The following is a 20,840-nucleotide window of genomic DNA, read 5'->3' on the forward strand; positions in this document are numbered from 1 at the left end:
GCCGGACGCGCCGCGGCCCGCCGGCCCCACCACAGACAAGGCACACGTATGCGCTTCGGCATCGTTCTGTTCACCAGTGACCGCGGGATCGCCCCGGCCGCAGCGGCCCGCGCCGCCGAGGACAACGGATTCTCCTCGTTCTACGTCCCCGAACACACCCATATCCCGGTGAAACGCGAAGCCGCGCATCCACAGACCGGTGACTCCTCCCTGCCCGACGATCGGTACATGCGCACCCTCGACCCGTGGGTCTCGCTCGCCACCGCCGCCGCGGTCACCGAACGCATCGAACTGGCCACCGCGGTCGCGCTGCCGGTCGAACACGACCCGATCACCCTCGCCAAGACCATCGCCTCGCTCGACCACCTCTCCGGGGGCCGGGTCACCCTCGGCGCCGGTTTCGGCTGGAACACCGACGAACTCGCCGACCACGGCGTCCCCGGTAACAAGCGGCGCACCGTACTGCGTGAATACCTGGAGGCCATGCGGGCGCTGTGGCGCGAGGACGAAGCCTCCTACGACGGCGACTTCGTGAAGTTCGGACCGAGCTGGGCCTGGCCCAAACCGGTCGACCGCACTGTTCCCGTGCTCATCGGCGCCGCCGGTACCGAACGCACCTGCGCCTGGATCGCGAAACACGCCGACGGCTGGATCACCACACCGGGCGAGAACGATATCTCCGGCAGCCTGGCGACGCTGAAGAAGGCCTGGGCCGATGCCGGTCGCGACGGTGCGCCACGTGTGGTGGCACTCGATTTCAAACCCGATGCCGAACGTCTGGCGTCCTGGGCCGCCGACGGTGTCACCGACGTCCTGTACGGCTTGCCCGATAAGGGCGAAGCGGAGGTGCGTGCCTATCTCGAACGGTTGGCTGGCAAACTGCGGAGCATGAATTCGATCACCGAGACGGGCGAGGACAGCTAGTGCGGATAGCCCTGTTGTCCTACCGCAGCAAGCCTCATTGCGGTGGGCAGGGGGTCTACGTGCGCCGCCTCAGCTCCGGACTGGCCGAACTCGGCCACGACGTGGAGGTGTTCTCCGGTCAGCCCTATCCGGCCGACCTGGACCCGCGCGTAACCCTCACCGAGGTTCCCAGCCTGGACCTCTATCGCGAAGACGACCCGTTCCGCACACCCCACCCCCGCGAGATCCGGGACCGGATCGATCTGCTGGAACTCGCCACCATGTGGACCGCCGGATTCCCGGAGCCGCGGACCTTCAGCATGCGCGCGGCCCGGCTGCTGCGGGAACGGATCCACGACTTCGACGTGGTGCACGACAACCAATGTCTCGGCAGCGGGCTGCTCGATATCGCGAAACGGCTGCCGCTGGTCGCCACCGTGCACCATCCCATCACCAAGGACCGTGAGGTGGATCTGGCCGCCGCGATCTGGCGGCGCAAACCGCTGGTGCGCCGCTGGTACGGTTTCCTGGGCATGCAGGAGCGGATCGCCCGGCGGATTCCCGATCTGCTCACCGTCTCCTCGTCGTCGGCGACCGATATCGCCGACGATTTCGGTGTCGAACCCGGACAACTCAACGTCGTACCTCTCGGCGTGGACACCGAACTGTTCGCGCCACGCGGTGCCCGGGTACCGGGCCGGATCGTCGCAGTGGCCAGCGCCGACAAACCCCTGAAGGGCATCACGCATCTGTTGCATGCGCTGACCCGGCTGCGGATCACCCACAAGGTGGAATTGCAGCTGGTAGCGAAACTGGAGCCCAACGGTCCCACCGAGAAACAGATCGCCGAACTCGGCCTCTCCGATATCGTGACCGTCCGGGCCGGGCTCACCGATACCGAACTCGCCGAACTGCTGGCCTCGGCGGAGATCGCCTGCATCCCGTCGCTGTACGAAGGGTTCTCCTTACCGGCCGTGGAGGCCATGGCATCGGGCACCCCGCTGGTGGTCAGCCGGACCGGTGCGCTCCCGGAGGTCGTGGGCGAACCGGGCGTCTGCGCCGAACTCACCACACCCGGCGATTCCGCCGAACTGGCCCGGATGATCGGGCGACTGCTGGACTCCCCGCAGACCCGGCAACGGATGCAGACCGCCAGCCGCGAACGCGCCATCTCGGTGTTCAGCTGGGAATCGGTGGCCGCACAGACCGTGCAGGTGTACGAGCGGGCCATCGCCCGGCACACCGGCGCAGAACTCATCTCAGGAGGCGCCTCGTGCTGACCGTCGACTTCGACCGCGCCGGCATCGGTCCGGGCACCCGGGTCATCGATGTGGGTTGCGGCGCGGGCCGGCATTCGTTCGAGGCGTATCGCCGCGGTGCCGATGTGGTCGCCTTCGATCAGGACGCTCCGGAACTCGCCAGGGTCGCCACCATGTTCGAAGCCATGGCCCGGGTCGGGGAAGCACCGCCCGGGGCGAAAGCCGAAGCCGTGCACGGTGACGCCCTCGATCTGCCCTACGGCGCCGGTGAGTTCGATGTCGTGATCGCCTCGGAGATCCTGGAGCACGTCCCCGCCGACGACGCCGCCATCGCCGAACTCGTGCGGGTGCTGCGCCCGGGCGGGCAGCTGGTGGTGACCGTGCCGCGCTGGCTGCCCGAACGGGTCTGCTGGGCACTGTCGGACGAATACCACGCCAATGAGGGCGGGCATATCCGCATCTACAAGGCGGACGAGTTGCGGGACAAGATCACCGCGCGTGGGTTGCGGCACACCCACCGCACCCATGTCCACGCGTTGCATTCACCGTACTGGTGGATCAAATGCGCGGTCGGTGTGCACAAGTCCGAACATCCGCTGGTCCGCGGCTATCACCGGATGCTGGTGTGGGACATGATGAAACAGCCGGTACTCACCCGTACGGCGGAACGACTGCTCGATCCGCTGGTCGGTAAGAGTGTGGCTCTGTACTTCAGCAAACCGGCGGTGGCCAGTGCCGGCGGGTGAACTCCCCTCGGTACCTTCGATTCTCACCCGCCGCCAGATCCTGCAGACCGCGCAGTCCATCGCCGCCGCGCAGGAAGCCGACGGCGCCCTCCCGTGGTTCACCGGCGGGCATACCGATCCCTGGGATCACATCGAATCGGCGATGGCGCTCACCGTCGCGGGGCTGCGCGACGAAGCCGTCGCCGCCTACACCTGGTCGGCTCGCACCCAGCGCCCCGACGGGTCGTGGCCGATGCAGTTCCGCGACGGCGAGATCGAAGATGCCGCCACCGATATGAACTTCTGCGCCTATATCGCCACCGGCGTCTGGCACTACCTGGCCGTCACCGGTGACACCGCGTTCGCGGCCGATCTGTGGCCGGTGGTGACCGCCGCGATCGACCTCGTGGTCGCCACCCAGGGCGACCACGGTGAGATCTACTGGCTGCGCGACGGCGCGAACGTGCTACCCGAGGCGCTGGTGACGGGTTCGGCCAGTATGTATCACAGCATCGGCGCCGCACTGGAGCTGGCCCGGCGGCTCGGCGATCCCCATCCGGAATGGGAGATTGCCCGTAACCGCCTCGGCACCGCGCTTCGGGAGCATCCGGAGGTGTTCACCCACAAGGACCGGTACTCGATGGACTGGTACTACCCGGTCCTGGGCGGCGCGCTGCGCGGGCGCGCCGGGCACGCCCGGATCGCCGAGCGCTGGGATACGTTCGTGGTCGGCAATATCGGTATCCGCTGTGTCAGCGACCGGCCGTGGGTCACCGGGGCCGAAACCTGCGAACTCGTCCTCGCCCTGGATGCTCTAGGTGACCATGATCGCGCCCGGCAACTGCTGGCAAGTATGCAGCATCTCCGGGAGACCGACGGCTCCTACTGGACCGGTCTGGTGTACGCGGACGGGAAGCGGTGGCCGGTGGAGCGCACCACCTGGACCGGCGCCGCGGTGATCCTGGCGGCGGACGCGCTCTCACGCACCACCGGGGGCAACGGGATCTTCCGGGATCTCGCCGCCGACGCCGTCCCGGGGCACTCGGTGCCGGTGCCGGTCACCGGGTAGGGGCCGGGACGGCGCCGACACGTCACAGTTCGGCGAGCCGCGGCACCACCGGGCCGAGCGTATCGATCCAACCTGCGGGGGAACCGCCGGGCGGCATCACAATCGCGGTGTGCACACCGAGCGCGGCGTATCCGGCCATCTGCCGCACGAATTCGTCGTGCGCGGTGGGGTCCGGGCTGCCCGCGAGCAGGGTTTTGCGGATGCGGTCGTAGTCGGTGCCCACATCGTCGCAGTGGCGGCGCAGCACATCGAGCTTGTGCGCGACCTCTTCGGTGCTGGAGCCGAACAGGTTGCACGCGTCGCCGTACTGGGCGACCAGTCGCAGTGTGCGCTTCTCACCGCCACCACCGATCAGCACGGTCGGCCGATGCAGCGGTTGCGGAGAACACACGGTCTCCGCGAGCTGATAGTGCTTGCCCTCGAACGGGCCGTTGTTCTTCGGATCCCACATCTGCGCGCAGATCCGCAGCGTTTCCTCCAGTCGGTCGAATCGTTCCCCGACCGGCGGATACGGCACGCCCAGGCCGTGGTGTTCACGTTCGAACCAGGCGGCCCCGATACCCAGTGCGGCGCGGCCGCCGGAGAGCACGTCGAGGGTGGTGACGATCTTGGCGAGCAGGCCGGGATGCCGGTAGGTGACACCGGTGACCAGCAAGCCCAATTCGATTTCGGAAGTGTGGGCCGCCATGAATCCGAGCGAGGTGTAGCCCTCCAGCATGTTCGCCTCGGCGGGCAGCCCGGTCGGTTCGATCTGGAAGAAATGGTCCATGAACGACAGCCAGGTCGCCCCGGCCTGCTCCGCTGCCGCACCCACGCGCGCCAGTTCCCCGGCGATGGCGCCGGTACCGCCGTCGATCTCGAAAATCGGTATGTGCAATCCGAGTTCCATCGGAGTCGTCTCCCGTTGCCGTGGTGGATTTCCGTCGAGAACACGCTACGACCTGGAGAGCGCTCCAGGTCAAGACCCGGCGGTCGTCTCGGCGGGGTGTCCGGGTGGTGGAGGGTTCCGTGTCTGTGCGGCCGGGCCCCGCCCGGATGCGGCGGTGACCAGGTCGAGGACGCCGGCCCGTAGGGCTCGATCGGCGGCCCGCGGTGACATACGCCCCGATCCGACTTCCGCACCGGCCGCCGCATCACACACCCGAGCAGTTCGTCCACGATTTCTTCACCTCGTTCACCGAGGCCGCGCTCACCGATGCCGATCCAGGGGAAGTGGTCGACCGCTTCCACACCCGCGACGTCGTGCAGATGAGCGACGGTACCCGGCTGGACCGCGACCGGCTCGTCGCGCACCTGCGGCCCCTGCGGAAAAATCTGCGCGAGTACCGATTCGACGTGCATCGAGTCGTCGCCGACGGCGACTGCATCGCGGCTCACCTGACGATCCACGCGCGGATGCGCAATGGCGCGGTCGTGGCCACCGAGGTCTTCCAGTTCGGCCAATTCACTGCGGACGGCCGACTGCGCCGATCCGAGCAGATCACCCGGACGCTCACCACCCCCTCTTGATCAGGAGGGGAAGGGGGAGCCGTGGATGCGGGTATCCAGGTGTCGTGGAATCCGGTGGGGACGCGTACGTGCTACGTCGACCCAGGTTTCCGTGAGCCAGTACGACGAGGCCGAGCATGGCCGGCGACCCCCGCACTGTCGTAGAACCACGAAGTCGCCCAGACCCGGAGCTGTGCCCGGATCCGCCCGACTCTCGGCGATTACTACCGGAACCCTGTCTGCTGCTCGACCCCCAGTAGGTGGTTGACCGCGTTACGGGCACGGGTCAGGGCGTCCTTGCGGCCGAGAAGCTGGCGATCGTGATTCGCCTGAAGCACCATGGCATGCAGTTCGAAGACGAGCTGCTCGACATCCGTGTCCGACGGAAGCTCGCCGAGGCGCCGGGCGAGTTCCACATCGCGCTGCAGCAGGGCGTCGGCCTGGGTGACGGCGTCTGCGACGGCGTCACGGACGGGCCCGGACCGGCCGTCGAGTTCGCTCGCGGCAGCAACGAAAAGGCATCCGCCCTCGAATGTCTCCAGGTAGTCGATCCACAACGACATCAGCGCCCGCAGTCGCGGGAGGCCGGCCGGCTGCCGCTCGGCGGGCAGCAGAACATCGCGCTCGAAGACATGCGATGCGGCAGCGACGATCGAGAGCTGGAGTTCCTGTTTGGTGCCGAAGAGGGTCTGGATGCCGCTCTTGCTGGTGCGCAGAACCTCCGCCAGGCGTCCGAGCGTCAGACCCTCGATGCCTTCGACCGATGCGACGTGCATCGCGCGATCCACGATCGCGGTGCGGCGTGCGTCACCTGTACGAGTCATGCGTACGATCATATCCATCTATACGACCATACGTATTTACACATACGATCGTATCCCTTAGTGTCGGTGTATCCGACCCGAGGAGATGCCATGACCACCCCATCCACAGCCCTTGATCTCTCCGCGACCGCGAAGCGATATTTCGCCGCTTGGGCGGCGCACGACATCGCCGCGATCGTTGCTCTGCATACCCCCGACTCGCAGTTCCAGGCCCATGGTCGCGGTACCGCAGTCCATGGCCGTGAAGCCCTGCGTCGTGAGTTCGCGCAGGTCTTCGATCTCTACCCGGGCCTCGGCCTCGAAGAGCGGCGGCTGCTGTTCGGTAGCGGCCACTGGGTTCTGGACTGGACGCTGACTTTCCAGCGGCCCGGCGCAGATCGCCGGGGTATTCACTGCCTCGACGTCGTCGAGGTGGCGTCCGACGGTCTCGTCGCGCGCAAGGACACCTTCTTCGATTTCGCCGAGTTGAAGGCCGCGTTCGGGGGCGCCGCGTGAGCACCGTCGACGAGACCAGGCCAGTGTTCGATCAGGCGTTGCTCGATGTGTTGCCGGTCGAGCATCTTTGCGATCTCAGCATCGACCTGGAGCCCGCCCAGGTGATCTCGACCCCGCTCGGCACCCGCATGACTTTCGTGACCAGAGGCGGTCGATTCCACGGTCCGGGTTTCCGGGGCGAAATGCTGCCCGGAGGCGGCGACTGGGTGTGGCTGGGAGCCGACGGGATCAGTCGCATGGACGTTCGCGCGACCCTGCGCACCGACGATGGTGTGCTCATCCACTACGAGTCGAACGGAGTACTCCGGTTCCCGAAGGATGGTCGACAGCGTCTGGCCGACGGGGAGCGATTGTCCGTCGATGAGAGCTATGTGCGACCAACGCCGAGATTCGAGACCTCCGACGAGCGCTACTCATGGCTGTGCGGACTCGTCGTGGTCGGCTACGGCGAATACGGTCGAGGCCGCATCGACCACCGGATGTATCGGATTCTGTAGCAGCACGTTCGTCGCGGCGCGCCGGCCGGCTCGCGGCACTCACCGAAGACCTGGCGGCCGGTCGCGTCGCACCTTGCGGGTCGTGCGCGGACATTCTTCCGATACGGTTCCCGGGCGTCACGGTCGATTATTCGAATCGGCTTGATCCCAACCCCGGCAACTCCCGCGCGGGTGGCGCAATGCCGATATCGGCCGGGATCCGCGCTGGTCGCGCCCATCGGCGCCCGGCGAATTGTTCCGGGCCACCCGGCTGCCGCTCGTGCCCGGGCCGGAACCACCACGAAACACCACTATCGTCAGCGTTCATGCAGGTCAGCGATACGAATACCGAGCGGGCAGGAGGTACGGCCGGGGTCCGCCGGTTACGAGCCGACCAAGCCCGGCGCATTGCCGATATCCTCCGCCATCAGATCCACGCGGGCACCCTGGGCGACACCCTGCCCAGCGAACAGCGGCTGGCCGCCGAACACGAAACCTCCCGCAATACCATCCGCGACGCCCTGGCGCTGCTGCGCGACGAAGGACTCATCGACCGCGCGCCCCGGGTCGGCACCCGGGTGACCGCCCGCAAGTTCGACCACGGACTGGACGCACTGCTCGGCTTGCAGGAAACCCTGGAGGGGCGCGGCACGGTCCGCAACGAGGTGCGGGCCGGTCAGCTCATCACCGCGCCGCCGGCGGTGGCACGACGGCTCGATATCGCCCCCGGCGAGCAGGTCGTCTATCTGGAGCGGCTGCGGTTCCTGGGCGAGCAGCCGCTGAGCCTCGACCTCACCTACCTCACTCCCGAAATCGGGGTGCGCGTCCTCGACCACGACCTCGCGCACACCGATGTGTTCGTACTGCTCGAACAGCTCAGCGGCCGATCCCTCGGATCGGCCGACCTCACCGTGGAGGCGATACCCGCCGACCGGCACACCGCCGCCACCCTCGACGTCCCCGACGGCGCACCGCTGCTCATGCTCGAACGCCTCACCCGGCTCGACGACGGAACCCCCGTCGACCTGGAATACGTCCGGATGCGCGGTGACCGGATCACGCTGCGCGGCAGCCTCTCCCGTGGCATCCCCGAATGGAAGGTCCTCTAGATGGCATTGGCGAACCAGCGCACCGATATCCCCGTGACCATCGACGAATCCCTGTGTATCGAAGGCTGCACGCTGTGTGTCGAAATCTGCCCGCTCGACTCACTGGCGATCAACCCCGATAACGGAAAAGCCTTCATGCACGTCGACGAATGCTGGTACTGCGGCCCCTGCGCCGCCCGCTGTCCCACCGGCGCAGTCACTGTCAACATGCCGTATCTCCTGAGGTAGACCCCCTTATGCCTGTTCTGAAACGCCTGGCCGTGCTGGCCGCCACCGCGGCCCTGGCCCTCACCGGGTGCTCGCTGGAAGAAGCCGCCGCCGGCGATACCGTGACCGTCGTCGTCGGATACCAGTCCAAAACCATCAACACCGTCACCGCGGGCACCCTGCTGCGCGCCCAGGGATACCTGGAACAGCGGCTCCAGCAGATCACCGAAAACGGTGGACCCGCTTACAAGGTCGAATGGCAGGATTACGATACCGGCGCACCCATCACCGCCCAGATGGTGGCCGAGAAGATCGATATCGGTTCGATGGGCGACTATCCACTGCTCATCAACGGCTCCCGCACCCAGGCCGGGGATCGTTCCCGCACCGAATTCCTCTCCGTTACCGGCTATAACCCCAAGGGCGCGCTGAACATGGTCGTCGTGCCGCCGGATTCGCCACTCACCGGAGTCGGTGACCTGGCCGGGAAGAAAGTGTCGGCCAGTGTCGGTTCCGCCGGGCACGGCACCCTGGTGCAGGCACTCACCCGTGCCGGGGTCGACCCGGTCGGTGGTGTGGAGGTGCTGAACCAGCAGCCGCAGGTGGGAGCCTCGGCGCTGGAATCAGGTCAGGTCGCCGCACTGTCCCAGTTCGTGGCGTGGCCCGGGCTGCTGGTGTTCCAGGACAAGGCGAAACTGCTCTACGACGGTGCCGAACTGAACGTGCCGACCTTCCACGGCGTGGTCGCCCGCGAGCACTACACCGCCGAACATCCCGAGGTGGTGGACGCCTTCCTGCAGGCCCAGCTCGACGCCACCGAATTCCTGTGGAAGCAACCGCTGGAAGCGGCGCGGATCGTCGCCCAGGACTCGGGTCTGCCGCAGGAGGTCGTGTACCTCTACAACGGCCCGGGTGGCACCTCGTTCGACACCACCCTGAAACCGAGCCTGATCACCGCCTTCAAAGACGATGTGCGGTACCTGAAGTCGATCGGCGATTTCGCCGACCTGAACATCGACGGTTTCGTCGACGATCAGCGACTGCGCGCGGCCTTCGCCGCCCGCGGACAGGACTACGACAAGGCTCTCGCCGAGACCACCAACCACACCGCCGGTTCCGGGACCGAACTGTGGCTCGACGGCCAGGACACGACCCGCCCGGCCGGTGACCCCACCGAACTGCTGCGCGCCGTCGCCGCCGCCCGCGCCGCGGGCTCGAAGGTCCGGGCCGCCTATATCGTCGACGCCGAACTCGGTACCCGCTGGTTCGCCGATAAAGCGGTCTGGCTGCGCGACGGGAACACCTTCCTGCCGTTCACCACCCAGGCGGCCGCGCAACGCTACCAGCAGGCCCATTCCGCCGCCGCCCCGGTGACCTACGACCAGGCCGTCGCGGGGGTCCGGTCATGACCGCGGCCACCACGCTTCCCGCCGCCGTTCCGGCCGCCACCGATACCGTGACGGCGCGGCGACCGGGCCGGTCGGTGTGGCCGGGACGGTCGCTGCGGCTCGGCTCGGTACTGGCCGCGGTCCTGCTCTGGCAGGTACTGACCACCGCCGATATCCGGCTGTGGTTACGTTTCGACACCCTGCCCTCGGTCACCGAGGTGATCACCGCGTTCGGCCGCCAGCTCGGTACCGATGTCTACTATCTCGATCTGGCGCAGTCCCTGGTCCGTATTCTCACCGGTTTCGGTATCGCCACCGTCCTAGGCGTCACCAGCGGTATCGCCCTGGGCCGCTCCCGCCTGTTCGCCGGGATCCTGGGCCCGCTGACCGAACTGGCCCGGCCGATCCCGGCCATCGCTGTGGTCCCGATCGCGATCCTGCTGTTCCCCGACGACGAGGCCGGCATCGTCTTCATCACCAGCCTCGCCGCCTACTTTCCGATCATGGTCAGCACGCGCCACGCGGTCCGCGCGCTGCCCACCCTGTGGGAGGACTCGGTGCGCACCCTGGGCGGTAACCGGTGGGATGTCCTGCTGCGGGTCGTGTTCCCCGGAGCGCTCCCGGGGATTTTCAGCGGACTGTCGGTCGGGATCGGTGTCGCCTGGATCTGCTTGGTGTCCGCGGAAATGATCTCCGGCCGCCTCGGTGTCGGCTACCGCACCTGGCAGGCCTACACCATCGTCGACTATCCGGGCGTTTTCGTCGGGATCATCACCATCGGCATCCTCGGTTTCGGCACCTCGGCGGCGATCGAACTCCTCGGCCGCCGAGCCACCCGCTGGCTGCCGCGGGGAGAGGAGAACAACCGATGACCACCACGCTCACCACCGAAACCTCCGCACCCGGTACCGGTGCGCCCGGAATGAGCCTGCGGCTCGACGACATCTCGCTGTCCTACACCGGCGATCCGGTGATCGACCGGCTGTCACTGGACGTGCGGCCCGGCGAGATCCTCGTCCTCACCGGTCCCTCGGGCTGCGGTAAGTCCACGGTGCTGCGCGCGCTGGCCGGGTTGCTGCCCCCGGACTCCGGCCGGGTTCTCGCCGACGGGGAAGCGGTGACCACCACCTCCCGGGATCGTGCCGTGGTGTTCCAGGACAATGCCCTGCTGCCGTGGCGCAGTGTGCGATCGAATATCGAACTCGCGCTGCGGTTACGGGGCGAACCCAAGGCCGGGCGCCGCGCCGCGGCCGACCGCTGGATCGACGAAGTCGGGCTCACCGGGTTCGCCGATTTCCTGCCCAAGAGCCTGTCCGGCGGGATGCGGCAGCGCGTGCAACTCGCGCGTGGCCTGGCCGGGGCACCGCGCGCGGTGATGATGGACGAACCGTTCGGGGCGCTGGACACTCAGACCCGCGCCACCATGCAGCGGCTGCTGATCGAGACCTGGCGCACCCATCCCACCACCATCGTGTTCGTCACCCACGATGTGGACGAGGCGCTGCTGCTCGGGGATCGGGTCGCCGTCCTCGGGCGCGCCGGGAAACCGTTGCGTGCCCTGATCGATGTTCCGAATCCGCGCGAAACCGCCGACCGGCAGCCGCAGCGCGACCGACTCGTGGAGGCCCTGTCGTGACAGCACCCACCCTGCTCGCGGCGCCGGATCTCGCCGATACCGTGCGCCTGGACTGCGATGTCCTGGTCATCGGCGGTGGCACCGCCGGAACGATGGCCGCGCTCACCGCAGCCGAACAGGGCGCGCACGTCCTACTCCTGGAAAAGGCCCATGTGCGGCATTCGGGTGCGCTGGCGATGGGTATGGACGGCGTCAACAATGCCGTCATCCCCGGGAAAGCCGAACCGGAGGACTACGTCGCCGAGATCACCCGCGCCAACGACGGCATCGTCGATCAGCGCACGGTCTACCAGACCGCGACCCGCGGTTTCGCCATGGTGCAGCGGCTGGAGAAGTACGGTGTCAAGTTCGAGAAGGACGAATACGGCGAGTACGCGGTACGCCGGGTGCATCGCTCCGGTTCGTACGTGCTGCCGATGCCCGAGGGCAAGGATGTGAAGAAGGCCCTCTACCGGGTGCTGCGGCAGCGCAAGATGCGGGAGAAGATCCGGATCGAGAACCGCCTCATGCCGGTACGGGTCCTCACCGCCGGCGGCCGAGCCGTCGGCGCGGCGGCGCTGAACACACGCACCGGTGAGTTCGTCACGGTCGGTGCGAAAGCTGTCGTCCTGGCGACCGGTCCGTGCGGCCGGCTGGGTCTTCCGGCGTCGGGTTACCTGTACGGCACCTATGAGAACCCCACCAACGCCGGTGACGGCTATTCGATGGCCTATCACGCGGGTGCCGAGCTCAGCGGTATCGAATGCTTCCAGATCAACCCGCTCATCAAGGACTACAACGGCCCCGCGTGCGCCTATGTCGCCAACCCGTTCGGCGGCTATCAGGTCAATGCGCAGGGGGAACGGTTCGTCGATTCCGACTACTGGTCGGGGCAGATGATCGCCGAGGTCAAACGGGAAATCGATTCCGCGCGCGGACCCATCTACCTGAAGGTGTCGCATCTGCCGGACGAGACCCTGACCGCGCTCGAAGATATCCTGCACACCACCGAACGTCCCACCCGCGGCACCTTCCACGCCAACCGCGGCCACGACTACCGCACCCACGATATCGAGATGCACATCTCCGAAATCGGTTTGTGCGGCGGACATTCCGCCTCGGGCGTGTGGGTGGACGAGAACGCCCGCACCACGGTGCCCGGCCTGTACGCGGCCGGTGATCTGGCGTGCGTCCCGCACAACTACATGATCGGCGCCTTCGTGTTCGGCGAACTCGCCGGCGCGCACGCCGCCGCCACGCTGGCCGATACCGCGGCCCCGCAGGAGCTGCCCACCGACCAGGTGGCCGACGCATACGAACTCGTCTACCGCCCGCTGCGCAACCCGGACGGTCCACCGCAACCGCAGGTCGAATACAAGCTGCGCCGTTTCGTCAACGACTATGTGGCACCGCCGAAAACCGCGGCGAAACTATCGCTGGCGGTGGAAACCTTCGAACGGATGCGCGGCGATATCGGTGACATGGGCGCGCGCACCCCGCACGAACTCATGCGCGCCGCCGAGGTCTCGTTCATCCGCGACTGCGCGGAAATGGCCGCCCGCAGCTCGCTGACCCGCACCGAATCCCGTTGGGGCCTCTACCACGAACGCGCCGATCTCCCGGAGCGCGACGACGACGCCTGGCGCTACCACCTGAACCTGTACAAGGGCGCCGACGGCACGATGCAGTTCCTCAAACGCCCGGTCGCCCCGTATCTGGTGCCCGTTCCCGGGCTCGACGACCTGCCGTCCCAGGGCGAGCCGGTACCGGTCGAGCAACCCGAACTCGTCGGCCACCGCCGCGCCCCGAGCGGTCCGGCCCCCGAACTCCGCGCCACCGCCGCATCGGAATCGGCTCCTGCCGCTTCCCCCCGGCTGCTCGCACTGCTGGCCCTGGACGCCCCCACCGCCGCGGAACTCGCCGAATATCTGTCCGACACAGACGAACTGGTCCGGGTCGCATCGATCGCGGCACTCACCGAGAACACCCCCGACGGTTTCGCGGCGCTACTGGTCGTCGCGCTCGACGATGCCGCCGCACCGGTGCGCGCCGCCGCCGCGGCCGCCCTACGCGAACTGGTGGAGGTGCTGCCCTCCGCGGACGGTCTCGCCGAACGGCTGACGTCCGGGGATCCGGTCGTTCGCGCGGTCGTACTCGACCTGCTGCGCGCGGCCCGTACCGGGAAGGCAGCCGACTATCGGGCGGCACTGGCGGACCCCGACCACCGGGTGCGGATCGCCGCGGTGCGGGCGCTGGTCTCCTTGGACGAATACGACGCGCTGGCCGCCGCGGCCACCGATACCGATCGGGAGGTCCGGATCGCGGCCGCGCAAGGTCTGGCCACCATCGGCACCGGTGGCTCGGAGACCGTCCGTGGATTGGTCACCGATCGCGACCCGCTGGTGCGGGCCGCGGCACTGGCCGCGTTCGCCGATATCGGTGCCACCGAGCCCGATATCGCGTCCTGCGCCGCGGCGCTGCGCGATAGCGCCTGGCAGGTCCGGGTGGGCGCGGCCAAAGGACTCGCGGGCGCCGAACCCGGCCCCGCCGTCATCGAACTGGCCGCCGCGCTCACCGACCCCCACCTGGACGTCCGCAAAGCCGCGGTGCTCGCGCTGGCGTCGTGGCCGGATCACGAACCGGCCCGTGAGCTGCTCCGCGCGGCCGTCGACGACCCGGACGCCGACGTCCGCGCGTACGCGCGCCGCGCAGTGACCGGCTGAGACCGCCCGGCCCGCGCCGCGTCAGAGAGGGGGCGCGGGCCGGGCGGTCTCAGCCGCGGCGCGCGGTGGCGAGCAGTTGTTCCACAGTCGCCGGTTTCACCCGGGGACGCGCCCGCGGCCGTACCGGCGGCGCGCTCGGCGCGGTCCACCGCCTGCCAGGCCGCACGGTCGATCACATCGGGTTGCCGGGCGGTCGGTGTGGCGACCGGACCAGTGAGCTCGTTGCGGACATACCGCACCCCGCGTACCCGGTCCGCACCCACGATCTCGGTGGGGGAGACGCAGTACCGGAACACGGTTCGCCGGTTGCCCGCGCGCGCGGCGGGCGGCCCGTGAACTCCTCGGCGGCCGCCAGTTTCAAGCCGAGTTCGTACGAGGCGTCCGAGCCGGTGCGGTAGGCCTGCGCGGCTTCGTCGAATACGAGGTCACCCGGATCGACTACGATATCGACACCGTCGAGCTGTCCGAGCGCCCGGAACTCCGGTGCGGTGTAGGCGGCCTGCAACACGCCGCGGCGTCCCAGGATCACCACCTCGCGTATTGCAGTCCACCGGGCATTCGGCCACGCAACTGGCGTCGTCGCAGCAGCGCTGGGTGATGACATAGGCCACTAGCTCTCCTGCTGCCTGCGGCGATAGCGCACCCGGCACGGCTGCGCCAGCTGCACCACCATTTTGGAGTGATCGTTGCGGTAGGACTCCGAGGGCTGCACCATCTCGAATTCCCAGTCCCGCAGCAGCACCGAGAAGATCGCCTTCAATTGCATCAGCGCGAACGCCGCGCCGACACAGCGGTGGCGACCGGCGCCGAAGGGGATCCAGGTCCAGCGGTTGATCAGGTCTTCCTGGTTGGGGTCGATATAGCGGCCGGGATCGAAACTGTCCGGGTTCGGGAAATCCTCGGAGAGCCGGTTGGAGATCGCGGGGGTCGCCGCCACGTGATCGCCGGGCTCGATCCGGTTCCCGCACACCTCGAACTCACCCTGCGCCACGCGCATGAGGATGATGAGCGGCGGATGTAGCCGCAGTGTCTCCTTGAGTATCGCTTCCAGTCGCGGGATCTGCCGCAGTGCGTGGAAGCTCACTTCCTGGCCGTCGGCGTAGAGCTCGTCGAGTTCCTTCACCACGCCGGACAGCACTTCCGGATGCCGGAGCAGTTCGATTACCGACCAGGCCGCGGTGCCCGAGGTGGTGTGGTGGCCGGCGAACATCATCGAGATGAAGATGCCGGTGACCTCGCTGGCGCTGAAATGCGGGGTGCCGTCCTCTTTCTGCACCGAGACCAGCACATCGAGGAGGTCGCGGTCCTCTTTGTCGGCAGGCGGGTTCGCGATCCGCCCGTTCATGATCTCCTGGACGAGTTCCACCAGCGCGGTGCGGGATTCGTCGCGGATCCGGAAGCTCTCGATGGGCATGTACGGGTCCACGTAGGCCAGCGCGTCGGTTCCGCGTTCCAGGTTGTGGTACAGGTGCGCGAACCGACTGTCGAGTTCCTCGCGGAACTTGGTCCCGATCAGGCAGGCCGAGGACGTGTAGATGGTGAGCTCGGCGAAGAAGTCGAGCAGATCGATCTCGCCTTCATCGCCCCAGGTCGCCAGCATCCGGTCGACCTCTTTCTCGATGGTCGCCGCGTGCCCGCGCATCTGGTCGCCGCGCAGTGCGGAGTTGTGCAGCATCTCCTTGCGTCGCTCGGGGCTGGCGTCGAACACCACACCTTCGCCGAAGATCGGTTTCATGAAGGGGTAGGCGGCGGCCTGGTCGAGGTCCTCGTCGGCGGCGCGGAAGAAGAATTCGTTCGCTTCGGCACCGGTCAGCAGGATGACGTGGCGGCCGGCGAGTTCGAATTCACCGACGTCGCCACATTCCTCCCGGACCCGGCGCATCAGCGCGATCGGGTCGGTACGGAATTCCTCCAGGTGGCCGTGCTCGTGTTCGCCTCCGGACACCCGCGGCGGTTTCACCGAAGTCATGTGGAAATCCTTCCCCAGATTACTGTCCAGGATCTATGGTAGACACCTGTCTGGACAGTACTACGGGGTGTTGTGCGCAAGCAAGGCGCGCCCCCGGGCAACGCATCGATCCACCACCGGGGCGCTGCCGGAATGCCATACTGTCCGGACACCTGTACGGAATAGTGTTCGGGCGAGAGAAGCGAGCGAGAACAGGCCCATGAGCGGAAACCGAACCCTGTGGGGACGCGGCGCCGTCGTCGTCGGCGCCACCAGCGGCATCGGCTATGCCGTCGCCCACGCCCTGGCCGGGCACGGCGCCGGAGTGGTCGTCAACGGACGCAACGCACCCGCGGTCGAACGCACGGTCAACTCCCTGGCCCTGGCCGGACACCGCGCCGTCGGCGTCACCGGCAGCGCCGCCGACGAAACCACCGCCACCGAACTCGTCGACACCTGCGTCCGCACCTTCGGCGCCGTCGACGTCCTCGTCAACTGCGCCGGTATCGCCGAACCCGCCGGATCCTCCATCCTCGACATCAGCACCCGCGACTGGCGTGCCCTGCTCGACTCCCACCTCACCACCACCTTCAACACCTGCCGCGCCGCCGCCCCGAAAATGGTCGCCCAGGGCCGTGGCAGCATCATCAACACCAGCTCCTTCGCCTACCTCGGCGACTACGGCGGCACCGGATACGCCGCCGGCAAAGGCGCGGTCAACTCCCTGACCCTCGCTATCGCCGCGGAACTCGCCGAACACAAGGTCCGCGCCAACGTCGTATGCCCCGGCGCCAAAACCCGGCTCTCCAGCGGAATCGCCTACGAAGCCAAGATCATGGAGCTCTACCGCCGCGGCATGCTCGACGAGATCAGCAAGGACGCCGCTCTCGACGCCCCACCCGCCGATTACGTCGCCCAGCTCTACCTCTACCTCGCCGGTTCGGCCGCCGAACAGGTCACCGGGCAGATCTTCGTCGCCGCGGGCGGATTCGTCGGCCGCTACGACCGCCCGGCCCCCAGCATCCTCGGCTTCCGCGACCACAACGACACTCCGCCCTGGACCCAGGACGAACTACACCGCATGATCGGCGGCCGCGACACGGAGGCCGGTTCGAAGTGACCGAATTCCCCGAAATCGGCTGTTACGGCCTCGCCGGCCACGCCACCGACCCGCATATCCTGCTCGACGAAGCCCGCGACGCCGAACGCCTCGGTCTCGGCGCCATGTTCCTGTCCGAGCGATTCAATACCAAAGAAGCCTTCGCCCTCGCCGCGGCAGCGGGCGCGGTCACTACCGAACTCGGCATCTGCACCGCCGCCACCAACCACAACACCCGCCACCCCCTGCTCACCGCCGCCGGCGCGGTCACCCTCCACCGCCTCACCCGAGGCCGCTACAGTCTCGGCCTCGGCCGCGGCTTCGGAGCCCTTTTCGACGTCATCGGCCTACCCCGGATCACCTCCGCCCAGCTGCGCGACGCCACCGAGCTCTACCGGCGCCTCTGGCGCGGCGAAACCGTCGTCGGCCACAGCGGGCCCGCCGGAAACTACCCGCTCCTGCACCTGGACCCCACCTACGACGAAGCCATCCCGATCGCCCTCACCGCGATCGGCGCCAACACCCTGCGCCTCGCCGGACAGATCGCCGACTCCGTCGTCCTGCACACCTTCTTCACCGACGACACCACCGCGCACGCCGTGCAGAGCATTCGCACGGCCGCCCGAGCCGCCGGCCGCGACCCCGCCGCCCTCCGTATCTGGTCGGTCCTCGCCGTGGTGGACGACACCCAGGGCGAGACCGCCCGCCTGCGCAAACTCGTCGGCCGCCTCGGCACCTACCTACAGGGGTACGGCGACATCCTGATCCAGGTCAACGGATGGGACCCGCGGGTACTCGACGACTTCCGCGCGCACCCCCTGGTCACCGGCGCCGGAGGCGCCCTCGACGCCGTCGCCGACACCGCGACCCTGGCCGCGATCGAAGAGCTGCTGCCCGCAGAATGGCTCGCCGCCTCCGCCACCGGCGCCCCCGAACAGTGCGCCGCGCGGATCGCCGACCAATTCGACGCCGGAGCCGACGGGGTCATCCTGCACGGCAACACCCCCACCGAACTCGTCCCCGTCCTCGACGCGTGGCGTCGGCACCGCATCCCCGCCCGGTTCGCCGGCCTGCCCGGCAACCCCGGCAGGAGCCACGCATGACCAGCCCCACCGATATCAGCGGCCTCACCCCCGAATGGCTCACCGCCGCCCTCGGCCGCCGCGTCACCGCCGTCACCACCGAACCCGTCGGCACCGGCCAGATCGGGACCGTGCACCGGTTACGGCTCACCGGAGAGGCCGTGCCGGAACAACTGCTCGCCAAACTCCCCGCCACCGACCCGGGCGTCCGCGCCATGCTGGCCGGCGCCTATCGCCAGGAAGTCCGCTTCTACACCGATATCGCGTCCACCGTCGCAGTCCGCACACCGCGCTGCCACCACGCCGAAATACACGGCGACGGAGCCGAATTCGTCCTCCTGCTGGAGGATCTGGCGCCCGCCCGTCAAGGTGACCAGATCGCCGGCTGCCCGGTCGGCCATGCCCGTTCGGCCGTAGCCAACCTCGCGGGCCTGCACGCCCCCCGCTGGTGCGACGACACCTTGCTCGATATCGAAGGATTCAGCCGCAACGGCCCGGAAGAGGCCGCAACGTTGCGTGAGCTCTACGGGCCCACCACCGATATCTTCCTCGACCGCCTCGGTGATCGGCTCACCGCCCAGGACCACGACATCCTGCGTGCCTGCGGTGAGGTCATCGCCGACTGGCTGACGGCCCGCCCCGAGCGGTTCGGACTCGTCCACGGCGACTACCGCCTGGACAACCTGCTGTTCGGTACCGGCACCACACCACCGGCGACCGCCGTCGACTGGCAGACCGTCAACCTGGGGCTACCCGCCCGGGACCTCGCCTACTTCGTCACCACCAGCCTCGACCCGGAAATCCGACGCACCGCCGAGAAGGGTCTGGTTGCCACCTACCATCAACGCCTCACAGAACTGGGCGTGACCGGATACACCCTCGAGGACTGCTGGCAGGACTACCGGTTCGCTGTCCTCCAGGGGCCGCTGGTGGCGGTGTTCGGCGCCGCCTACGGCACCGCGTCCGAACGCGGCGACACCATGTTCGCCACCATGATCCGCCGCAGCTGCGCCGCGATCCGCGACCTGGATTCACTGGCACAGCAACCGGCGCCCCTGCGCTCGCCCGCACCTCGTCCGGATCCGGCCGAGTGACCCACGAACCACCACGCACACCTCCGCCGCCCGGCGCCGGGGGGAGAGGCCATCGTCGCGCACCGGGCAGCTATGGCCGTAGAGCCCGGCGAGGGCCGACTACCCGAGCTCCCAGCACCGCGTCGGCTCGGGTTCGCGTCGCAGCTGGTCACGGGTGCGTCATCCCCGGACACTCATCGCCGACGGCGACAGCCAGCTCGGCGATGAGTGTCCCGGGGCAGCGGGAGTGCTGCCCTCGGCGTTCGGTCGAAGATCAGCGGCGGGTTTCGATCTTCAGGTCGCCTGCGGTCACAGTGCGGATGTGGTCGCTGGCGAGCAAGTCGTGCGGGTAGCCGAGGTCGATCGCACTGACCTTGTTGAGGCGGGCCAGCTGATCGGCGGTGAAGTCGACCTCCAAAGCACCCAGATTCCCCACCAGCCGCGCAGGTCCGCGATCGCCTGCATGCGCGAGACCTCCCAGGCTGGGGCATTGGAGATCGCCACGTACAGGACCTTGCCGTGGCGGACCAGGTCGTCCATACCGCGCAGGATCTCCTCGACCGGTGTCGTGAAGTCCCATACGTGCAGGAACAACAGATCGATGTAGTCCGTGTTCAGCTGCCGCAGGCTGGTCCAGCAGCGCCCCCGCGGTGCCGACAAGCTCGCCGCCACCGCGTCGCCATCGCTGGCCGGGCTGCTCGCCGACCTGTCGCCGCTGCCGGCCATGCTGATGAACCACCGCTACGACATCCTGGTCTGGAACAGCGAAATGGCGAGGCTGCTCCTGGATTTCGACACCCTGGCACCGTCACAGCGCAATGCGATGTGGTTGTGCCTGCTGCACCCGGAAATGCGGGAGCGCTACGTCGACCGCGAACGCGTAGTGCGGGAGGGGATCGCTCACCTGCGCACCGCGTGGGCCGCGCATCCGGAGGATCGGGCGTTGACCGATCTCATCGCCGAATGCGCCACCAGTGACGAGGAATTCGCGCGATTGTGGGCCGAGCGCGACGTCAAGGTCAACGGCCGCGGACGCAAGGTGATGCGGCATCCTGGCGTCGGTGTGATCGCAGTGCGTTTCGAAACGCTCACACCACTGCAAGATCCGGACCATCTGTTGGTGATCTACCGCGCCGCGGACGATCAGAGCCAGTCTGCACTGGACGAACTGTGCGCACGGTGATGAGGACGACGGCGACCGCCTCGTCGTCGTTCAGCAGCAGCGGTGGCACCTTGGTTCCCGGACCCAGCCGGTATCCGGCCGCACCGGCCACCGCGTGGACCGGGCGCGGACCACCGGCAGCGGGTTACTCGGCCGGCCGTCACGGAATAACCCCGCCCACCTCACCGTTCAGGT

Annotated in this window: 21 protein-coding genes and 3 pseudogenes; 17 read left to right on the forward strand and 7 right to left on the reverse strand. The window is 68.0% G+C overall.

Annotated elements, in window-relative coordinates; genetic code table 11:
• The first annotated feature begins 48 nt into the window (after window positions 1-48).
• From IEY68_RS05000 to IEY68_RS05015, 4 genes are read left to right on the forward strand one after another with little or no spacing between them, the layout of a single operon-like run.
• Complete coding sequence (locus IEY68_RS05000; protein WP_058855464.1) at window positions 49-924, forward strand: LLM class F420-dependent oxidoreductase; 876 nt, start codon at window positions 49-51, stop codon at window positions 922-924.
• The gene (locus IEY68_RS05005; RefSeq protein ID WP_058855463.1) at window positions 924-2,183 is read left to right on the forward strand and encodes a glycosyltransferase family 4 protein; all 1,260 of its coding nucleotides are present in this window, start codon (window positions 924-926) and stop codon (window positions 2,181-2,183) included. The genes IEY68_RS05000 and IEY68_RS05005 overlap by 1 nt, the downstream gene beginning before the upstream one ends.
• Window positions 2,177-2,908: a class I SAM-dependent methyltransferase gene (locus IEY68_RS05010; protein WP_058855462.1), complete on the forward strand. Its 732-nt coding sequence runs from the start codon at window positions 2,177-2,179 to the stop codon at window positions 2,906-2,908. Before IEY68_RS05005 ends, IEY68_RS05010 begins: the two co-directional genes overlap by 7 nt.
• Window positions 2,895-3,956 (forward strand): glucosidase family protein, encoded by a 1,062-nt coding sequence (locus tag IEY68_RS05015; RefSeq protein ID WP_058855461.1) that lies wholly within the window; start codon window positions 2,895-2,897, stop codon window positions 3,954-3,956. The genes IEY68_RS05010 and IEY68_RS05015 overlap by 14 nt, the downstream gene beginning before the upstream one ends.
• A gap of 22 nt (window positions 3,957-3,978) precedes the next feature.
• Here the strand turns inward: IEY68_RS05015 and IEY68_RS05020 are convergent, their stop codons facing one another.
• Window positions 3,979-4,845, reverse strand: a complete 867-nt coding sequence (locus IEY68_RS05020) for an LLM class F420-dependent oxidoreductase (protein WP_058855460.1) — start codon at window positions 4,843-4,845, stop codon at window positions 3,979-3,981.
• 203 nt (window positions 4,846-5,048) lie between these two features.
• Between IEY68_RS05020 and IEY68_RS05025 the strand changes: the two genes are divergently transcribed.
• The gene (locus IEY68_RS05025; protein WP_229718619.1) at window positions 5,049-5,465 is read left to right on the forward strand and encodes a nuclear transport factor 2 family protein; all 417 of its coding nucleotides are present in this window, start codon (window positions 5,049-5,051) and stop codon (window positions 5,463-5,465) included.
• 203 nt (window positions 5,466-5,668) lie between these two features.
• Here the strand turns inward: IEY68_RS05025 and IEY68_RS05030 are convergent, their stop codons facing one another.
• On the reverse strand, window positions 5,669-6,268 hold the full coding sequence (locus IEY68_RS05030) for a TetR/AcrR family transcriptional regulator (protein WP_156426247.1): 600 nt from the start codon (window positions 6,266-6,268) through the stop codon (window positions 5,669-5,671).
• A 90-nt stretch (window positions 6,269-6,358) separates the two neighbouring features.
• Between IEY68_RS05030 and IEY68_RS05035 the strand changes: the two genes are divergently transcribed.
• The 8 genes from IEY68_RS05035 to IEY68_RS05070 all read left to right on the forward strand — a co-directional run bounded on the left by IEY68_RS05035 (window position 6,359) and on the right by IEY68_RS05070 (window position 14,281).
• On the forward strand, window positions 6,359-6,763 hold the full coding sequence (locus IEY68_RS05035) for a nuclear transport factor 2 family protein (protein ID WP_058855458.1): 405 nt from the start codon (window positions 6,359-6,361) through the stop codon (window positions 6,761-6,763).
• Window positions 6,760-7,260 carry a DUF3237 domain-containing protein gene (locus IEY68_RS05040; RefSeq protein WP_229718620.1) on the forward strand — a complete coding sequence of 167 codons (501 nt, stop codon included), beginning with the start codon at window positions 6,760-6,762 and terminating at the stop codon, window positions 7,258-7,260. The genes IEY68_RS05035 and IEY68_RS05040 overlap by 4 nt, the downstream gene beginning before the upstream one ends.
• Window positions 7,261-7,565: 305 nt before the next feature.
• A complete protein-coding gene (locus IEY68_RS05045) occupies window positions 7,566-8,348 on the forward strand; it encodes a GntR family transcriptional regulator (RefSeq protein ID WP_058855457.1) in 783 nt (260 codons plus the stop codon).
• Window positions 8,349-8,576: a 4Fe-4S dicluster domain-containing protein gene (locus tag IEY68_RS05050; protein WP_033246130.1), complete on the forward strand. Its 228-nt coding sequence runs from the start codon at window positions 8,349-8,351 to the stop codon at window positions 8,574-8,576.
• An 8-nt stretch (window positions 8,577-8,584) separates the two neighbouring features.
• A complete protein-coding gene (locus IEY68_RS05055; protein WP_058855456.1) occupies window positions 8,585-9,964 on the forward strand; it encodes an ABC transporter substrate-binding protein in 1,380 nt (459 codons plus the stop codon).
• Window positions 9,961-10,815, forward strand: a complete 855-nt coding sequence (locus IEY68_RS05060) for an ABC transporter permease (RefSeq protein ID WP_058855455.1) — start codon at window positions 9,961-9,963, stop codon at window positions 10,813-10,815. The genes IEY68_RS05055 and IEY68_RS05060 overlap by 4 nt, the downstream gene beginning before the upstream one ends.
• Window positions 10,812-11,579 carry an ABC transporter ATP-binding protein gene (locus IEY68_RS05065; RefSeq protein WP_058855454.1) on the forward strand — a complete coding sequence of 256 codons (768 nt, stop codon included), beginning with the start codon at window positions 10,812-10,814 and terminating at the stop codon, window positions 11,577-11,579. Before IEY68_RS05060 ends, IEY68_RS05065 begins: the two co-directional genes overlap by 4 nt.
• Window positions 11,576-14,281, forward strand: a complete 2,706-nt coding sequence (locus IEY68_RS05070) for a fumarate reductase/succinate dehydrogenase flavoprotein subunit (RefSeq protein ID WP_058855453.1) — start codon at window positions 11,576-11,578, stop codon at window positions 14,279-14,281. Before IEY68_RS05065 ends, IEY68_RS05070 begins: the two co-directional genes overlap by 4 nt.
• A 215-nt stretch (window positions 14,282-14,496) precedes the next feature.
• On the opposite strand, the pseudogene IEY68_RS05075 reads toward IEY68_RS05070, so the two are convergent.
• Both IEY68_RS05075 and cyp51 read right to left on the reverse strand, forming a co-directional pair.
• Window positions 14,497-14,834: pseudogene (locus IEY68_RS05075) on the reverse strand (ferredoxin); the annotation flags it as partial.
• Between the two features lie 57 nt (window positions 14,835-14,891).
• Entirely contained in the window at window positions 14,892-16,250 is a 1,359-nt protein-coding gene (cyp51, locus tag IEY68_RS05080) for a lanosterol 14-alpha demethylase (protein WP_058855451.1), read from the reverse strand.
• A 199-nt stretch (window positions 16,251-16,449) separates the two neighbouring features.
• On the opposite strand from cyp51, the gene IEY68_RS05085 reads away from it, so the two are divergent.
• Genes IEY68_RS05085 through IEY68_RS05095 form a run of 3 tightly spaced genes read left to right on the forward strand, consistent with a single transcriptional unit; the run spans window position 16,450 to window position 19,504 of the window.
• Window positions 16,450-17,349, forward strand: a complete 900-nt coding sequence (locus IEY68_RS05085; RefSeq protein ID WP_058855450.1) for an SDR family NAD(P)-dependent oxidoreductase — start codon at window positions 16,450-16,452, stop codon at window positions 17,347-17,349.
• Window positions 17,346-18,431: a TIGR03857 family LLM class F420-dependent oxidoreductase gene (locus tag IEY68_RS05090; RefSeq protein ID WP_062997174.1), complete on the forward strand. Its 1,086-nt coding sequence runs from the start codon at window positions 17,346-17,348 to the stop codon at window positions 18,429-18,431. The genes IEY68_RS05085 and IEY68_RS05090 overlap by 4 nt, the downstream gene beginning before the upstream one ends.
• Window positions 18,428-19,504 (forward strand): phosphotransferase, encoded by a 1,077-nt coding sequence (locus tag IEY68_RS05095; RefSeq protein WP_058855519.1) that lies wholly within the window; start codon window positions 18,428-18,430, stop codon window positions 19,502-19,504. The genes IEY68_RS05090 and IEY68_RS05095 overlap by 4 nt, the downstream gene beginning before the upstream one ends.
• A gap of 253 nt (window positions 19,505-19,757) precedes the next feature.
• Here the strand turns inward: IEY68_RS05095 and IEY68_RS35930 are convergent, their stop codons facing one another.
• Window positions 19,758-19,919 (reverse strand): hypothetical protein, encoded by a 162-nt coding sequence (locus IEY68_RS35930; RefSeq protein WP_229718682.1) that lies wholly within the window; start codon window positions 19,917-19,919, stop codon window positions 19,758-19,760.
• 86 nt (window positions 19,920-20,005) lie between these two features.
• Window positions 20,006-20,155: pseudogene (locus IEY68_RS35935) on the reverse strand (aldo/keto reductase); the annotation flags it as partial.
• On the opposite strand from IEY68_RS35935, the gene IEY68_RS05105 reads away from it, so the two are divergent.
• On the forward strand, window positions 20,094-20,666 hold the full coding sequence (locus IEY68_RS05105) for an MmyB family transcriptional regulator (protein WP_199804953.1): 573 nt from the start codon (window positions 20,094-20,096) through the stop codon (window positions 20,664-20,666). The pseudogene IEY68_RS35935 and the gene IEY68_RS05105 sit on opposite strands and share 62 nt — an antisense overlap.
• Before the next feature lies 1 nt (window position 20,667).
• Here the strand turns inward: IEY68_RS05105 and IEY68_RS37015 are convergent.
• Window positions 20,668-20,769, reverse strand: a pseudogene (locus IEY68_RS37015) (DNA-binding transcriptional regulator); the annotation flags it as partial.
• Window positions 20,770-20,840: the final 71 nt, after the last annotated feature.

The organism is Nocardia jinanensis, from assembly GCF_014645735.1.
In the GTDB taxonomy this organism is placed as follows: Bacteria; Actinomycetota; Actinomycetes; order Mycobacteriales; family Mycobacteriaceae; genus Nocardia; species Nocardia jinanensis.

Bases quoted from the DNA above. Each gene is read 5' to 3' on its own strand.
- IEY68_RS05095 (WP_058855519.1), top strand. From the start codon at position 18,428: ATGACCAGCCCCACCGATATCAGCGGCCTCACCCCCGAATGGCTCACC.
- IEY68_RS05060 (WP_058855455.1), top strand. From the start codon at position 9,961: ATGACCGCGGCCACCACGCTTCCCGCCGCCGTTCCGGCCGCCACCGAT.
- IEY68_RS05085 (WP_058855450.1), top strand. From the start codon at position 16,450: ATGAGCGGAAACCGAACCCTGTGGGGACGCGGCGCCGTCGTCGTCGGC.
- IEY68_RS05000 (WP_058855464.1), top strand. From the start codon at position 49: ATGCGCTTCGGCATCGTTCTGTTCACCAGTGACCGCGGGATCGCCCCG.
- cyp51 (WP_058855451.1), bottom strand. From the start codon at position 16,250: ATGACTTCGGTGAAACCGCCGCGGGTGTCCGGAGGCGAACACGAGCAC.
- IEY68_RS05050 (WP_033246130.1), top strand. From the start codon at position 8,349: ATGGCATTGGCGAACCAGCGCACCGATATCCCCGTGACCATCGACGAA.
- IEY68_RS05045 (WP_058855457.1), top strand. From the start codon at position 7,566: ATGCAGGTCAGCGATACGAATACCGAGCGGGCAGGAGGTACGGCCGGG.
- IEY68_RS05020 (WP_058855460.1), bottom strand. From the start codon at position 4,845: ATGGAACTCGGATTGCACATACCGATTTTCGAGATCGACGGCGGTACC.
- IEY68_RS05065 (WP_058855454.1), top strand. From the start codon at position 10,812: ATGACCACCACGCTCACCACCGAAACCTCCGCACCCGGTACCGGTGCG.
- IEY68_RS05030 (WP_156426247.1), bottom strand. From the start codon at position 6,268: ATGACTCGTACAGGTGACGCACGCCGCACCGCGATCGTGGATCGCGCG.
- IEY68_RS05055 (WP_058855456.1), top strand. From the start codon at position 8,585: ATGCCTGTTCTGAAACGCCTGGCCGTGCTGGCCGCCACCGCGGCCCTG.
- IEY68_RS05035 (WP_058855458.1), top strand. From the start codon at position 6,359: ATGACCACCCCATCCACAGCCCTTGATCTCTCCGCGACCGCGAAGCGA.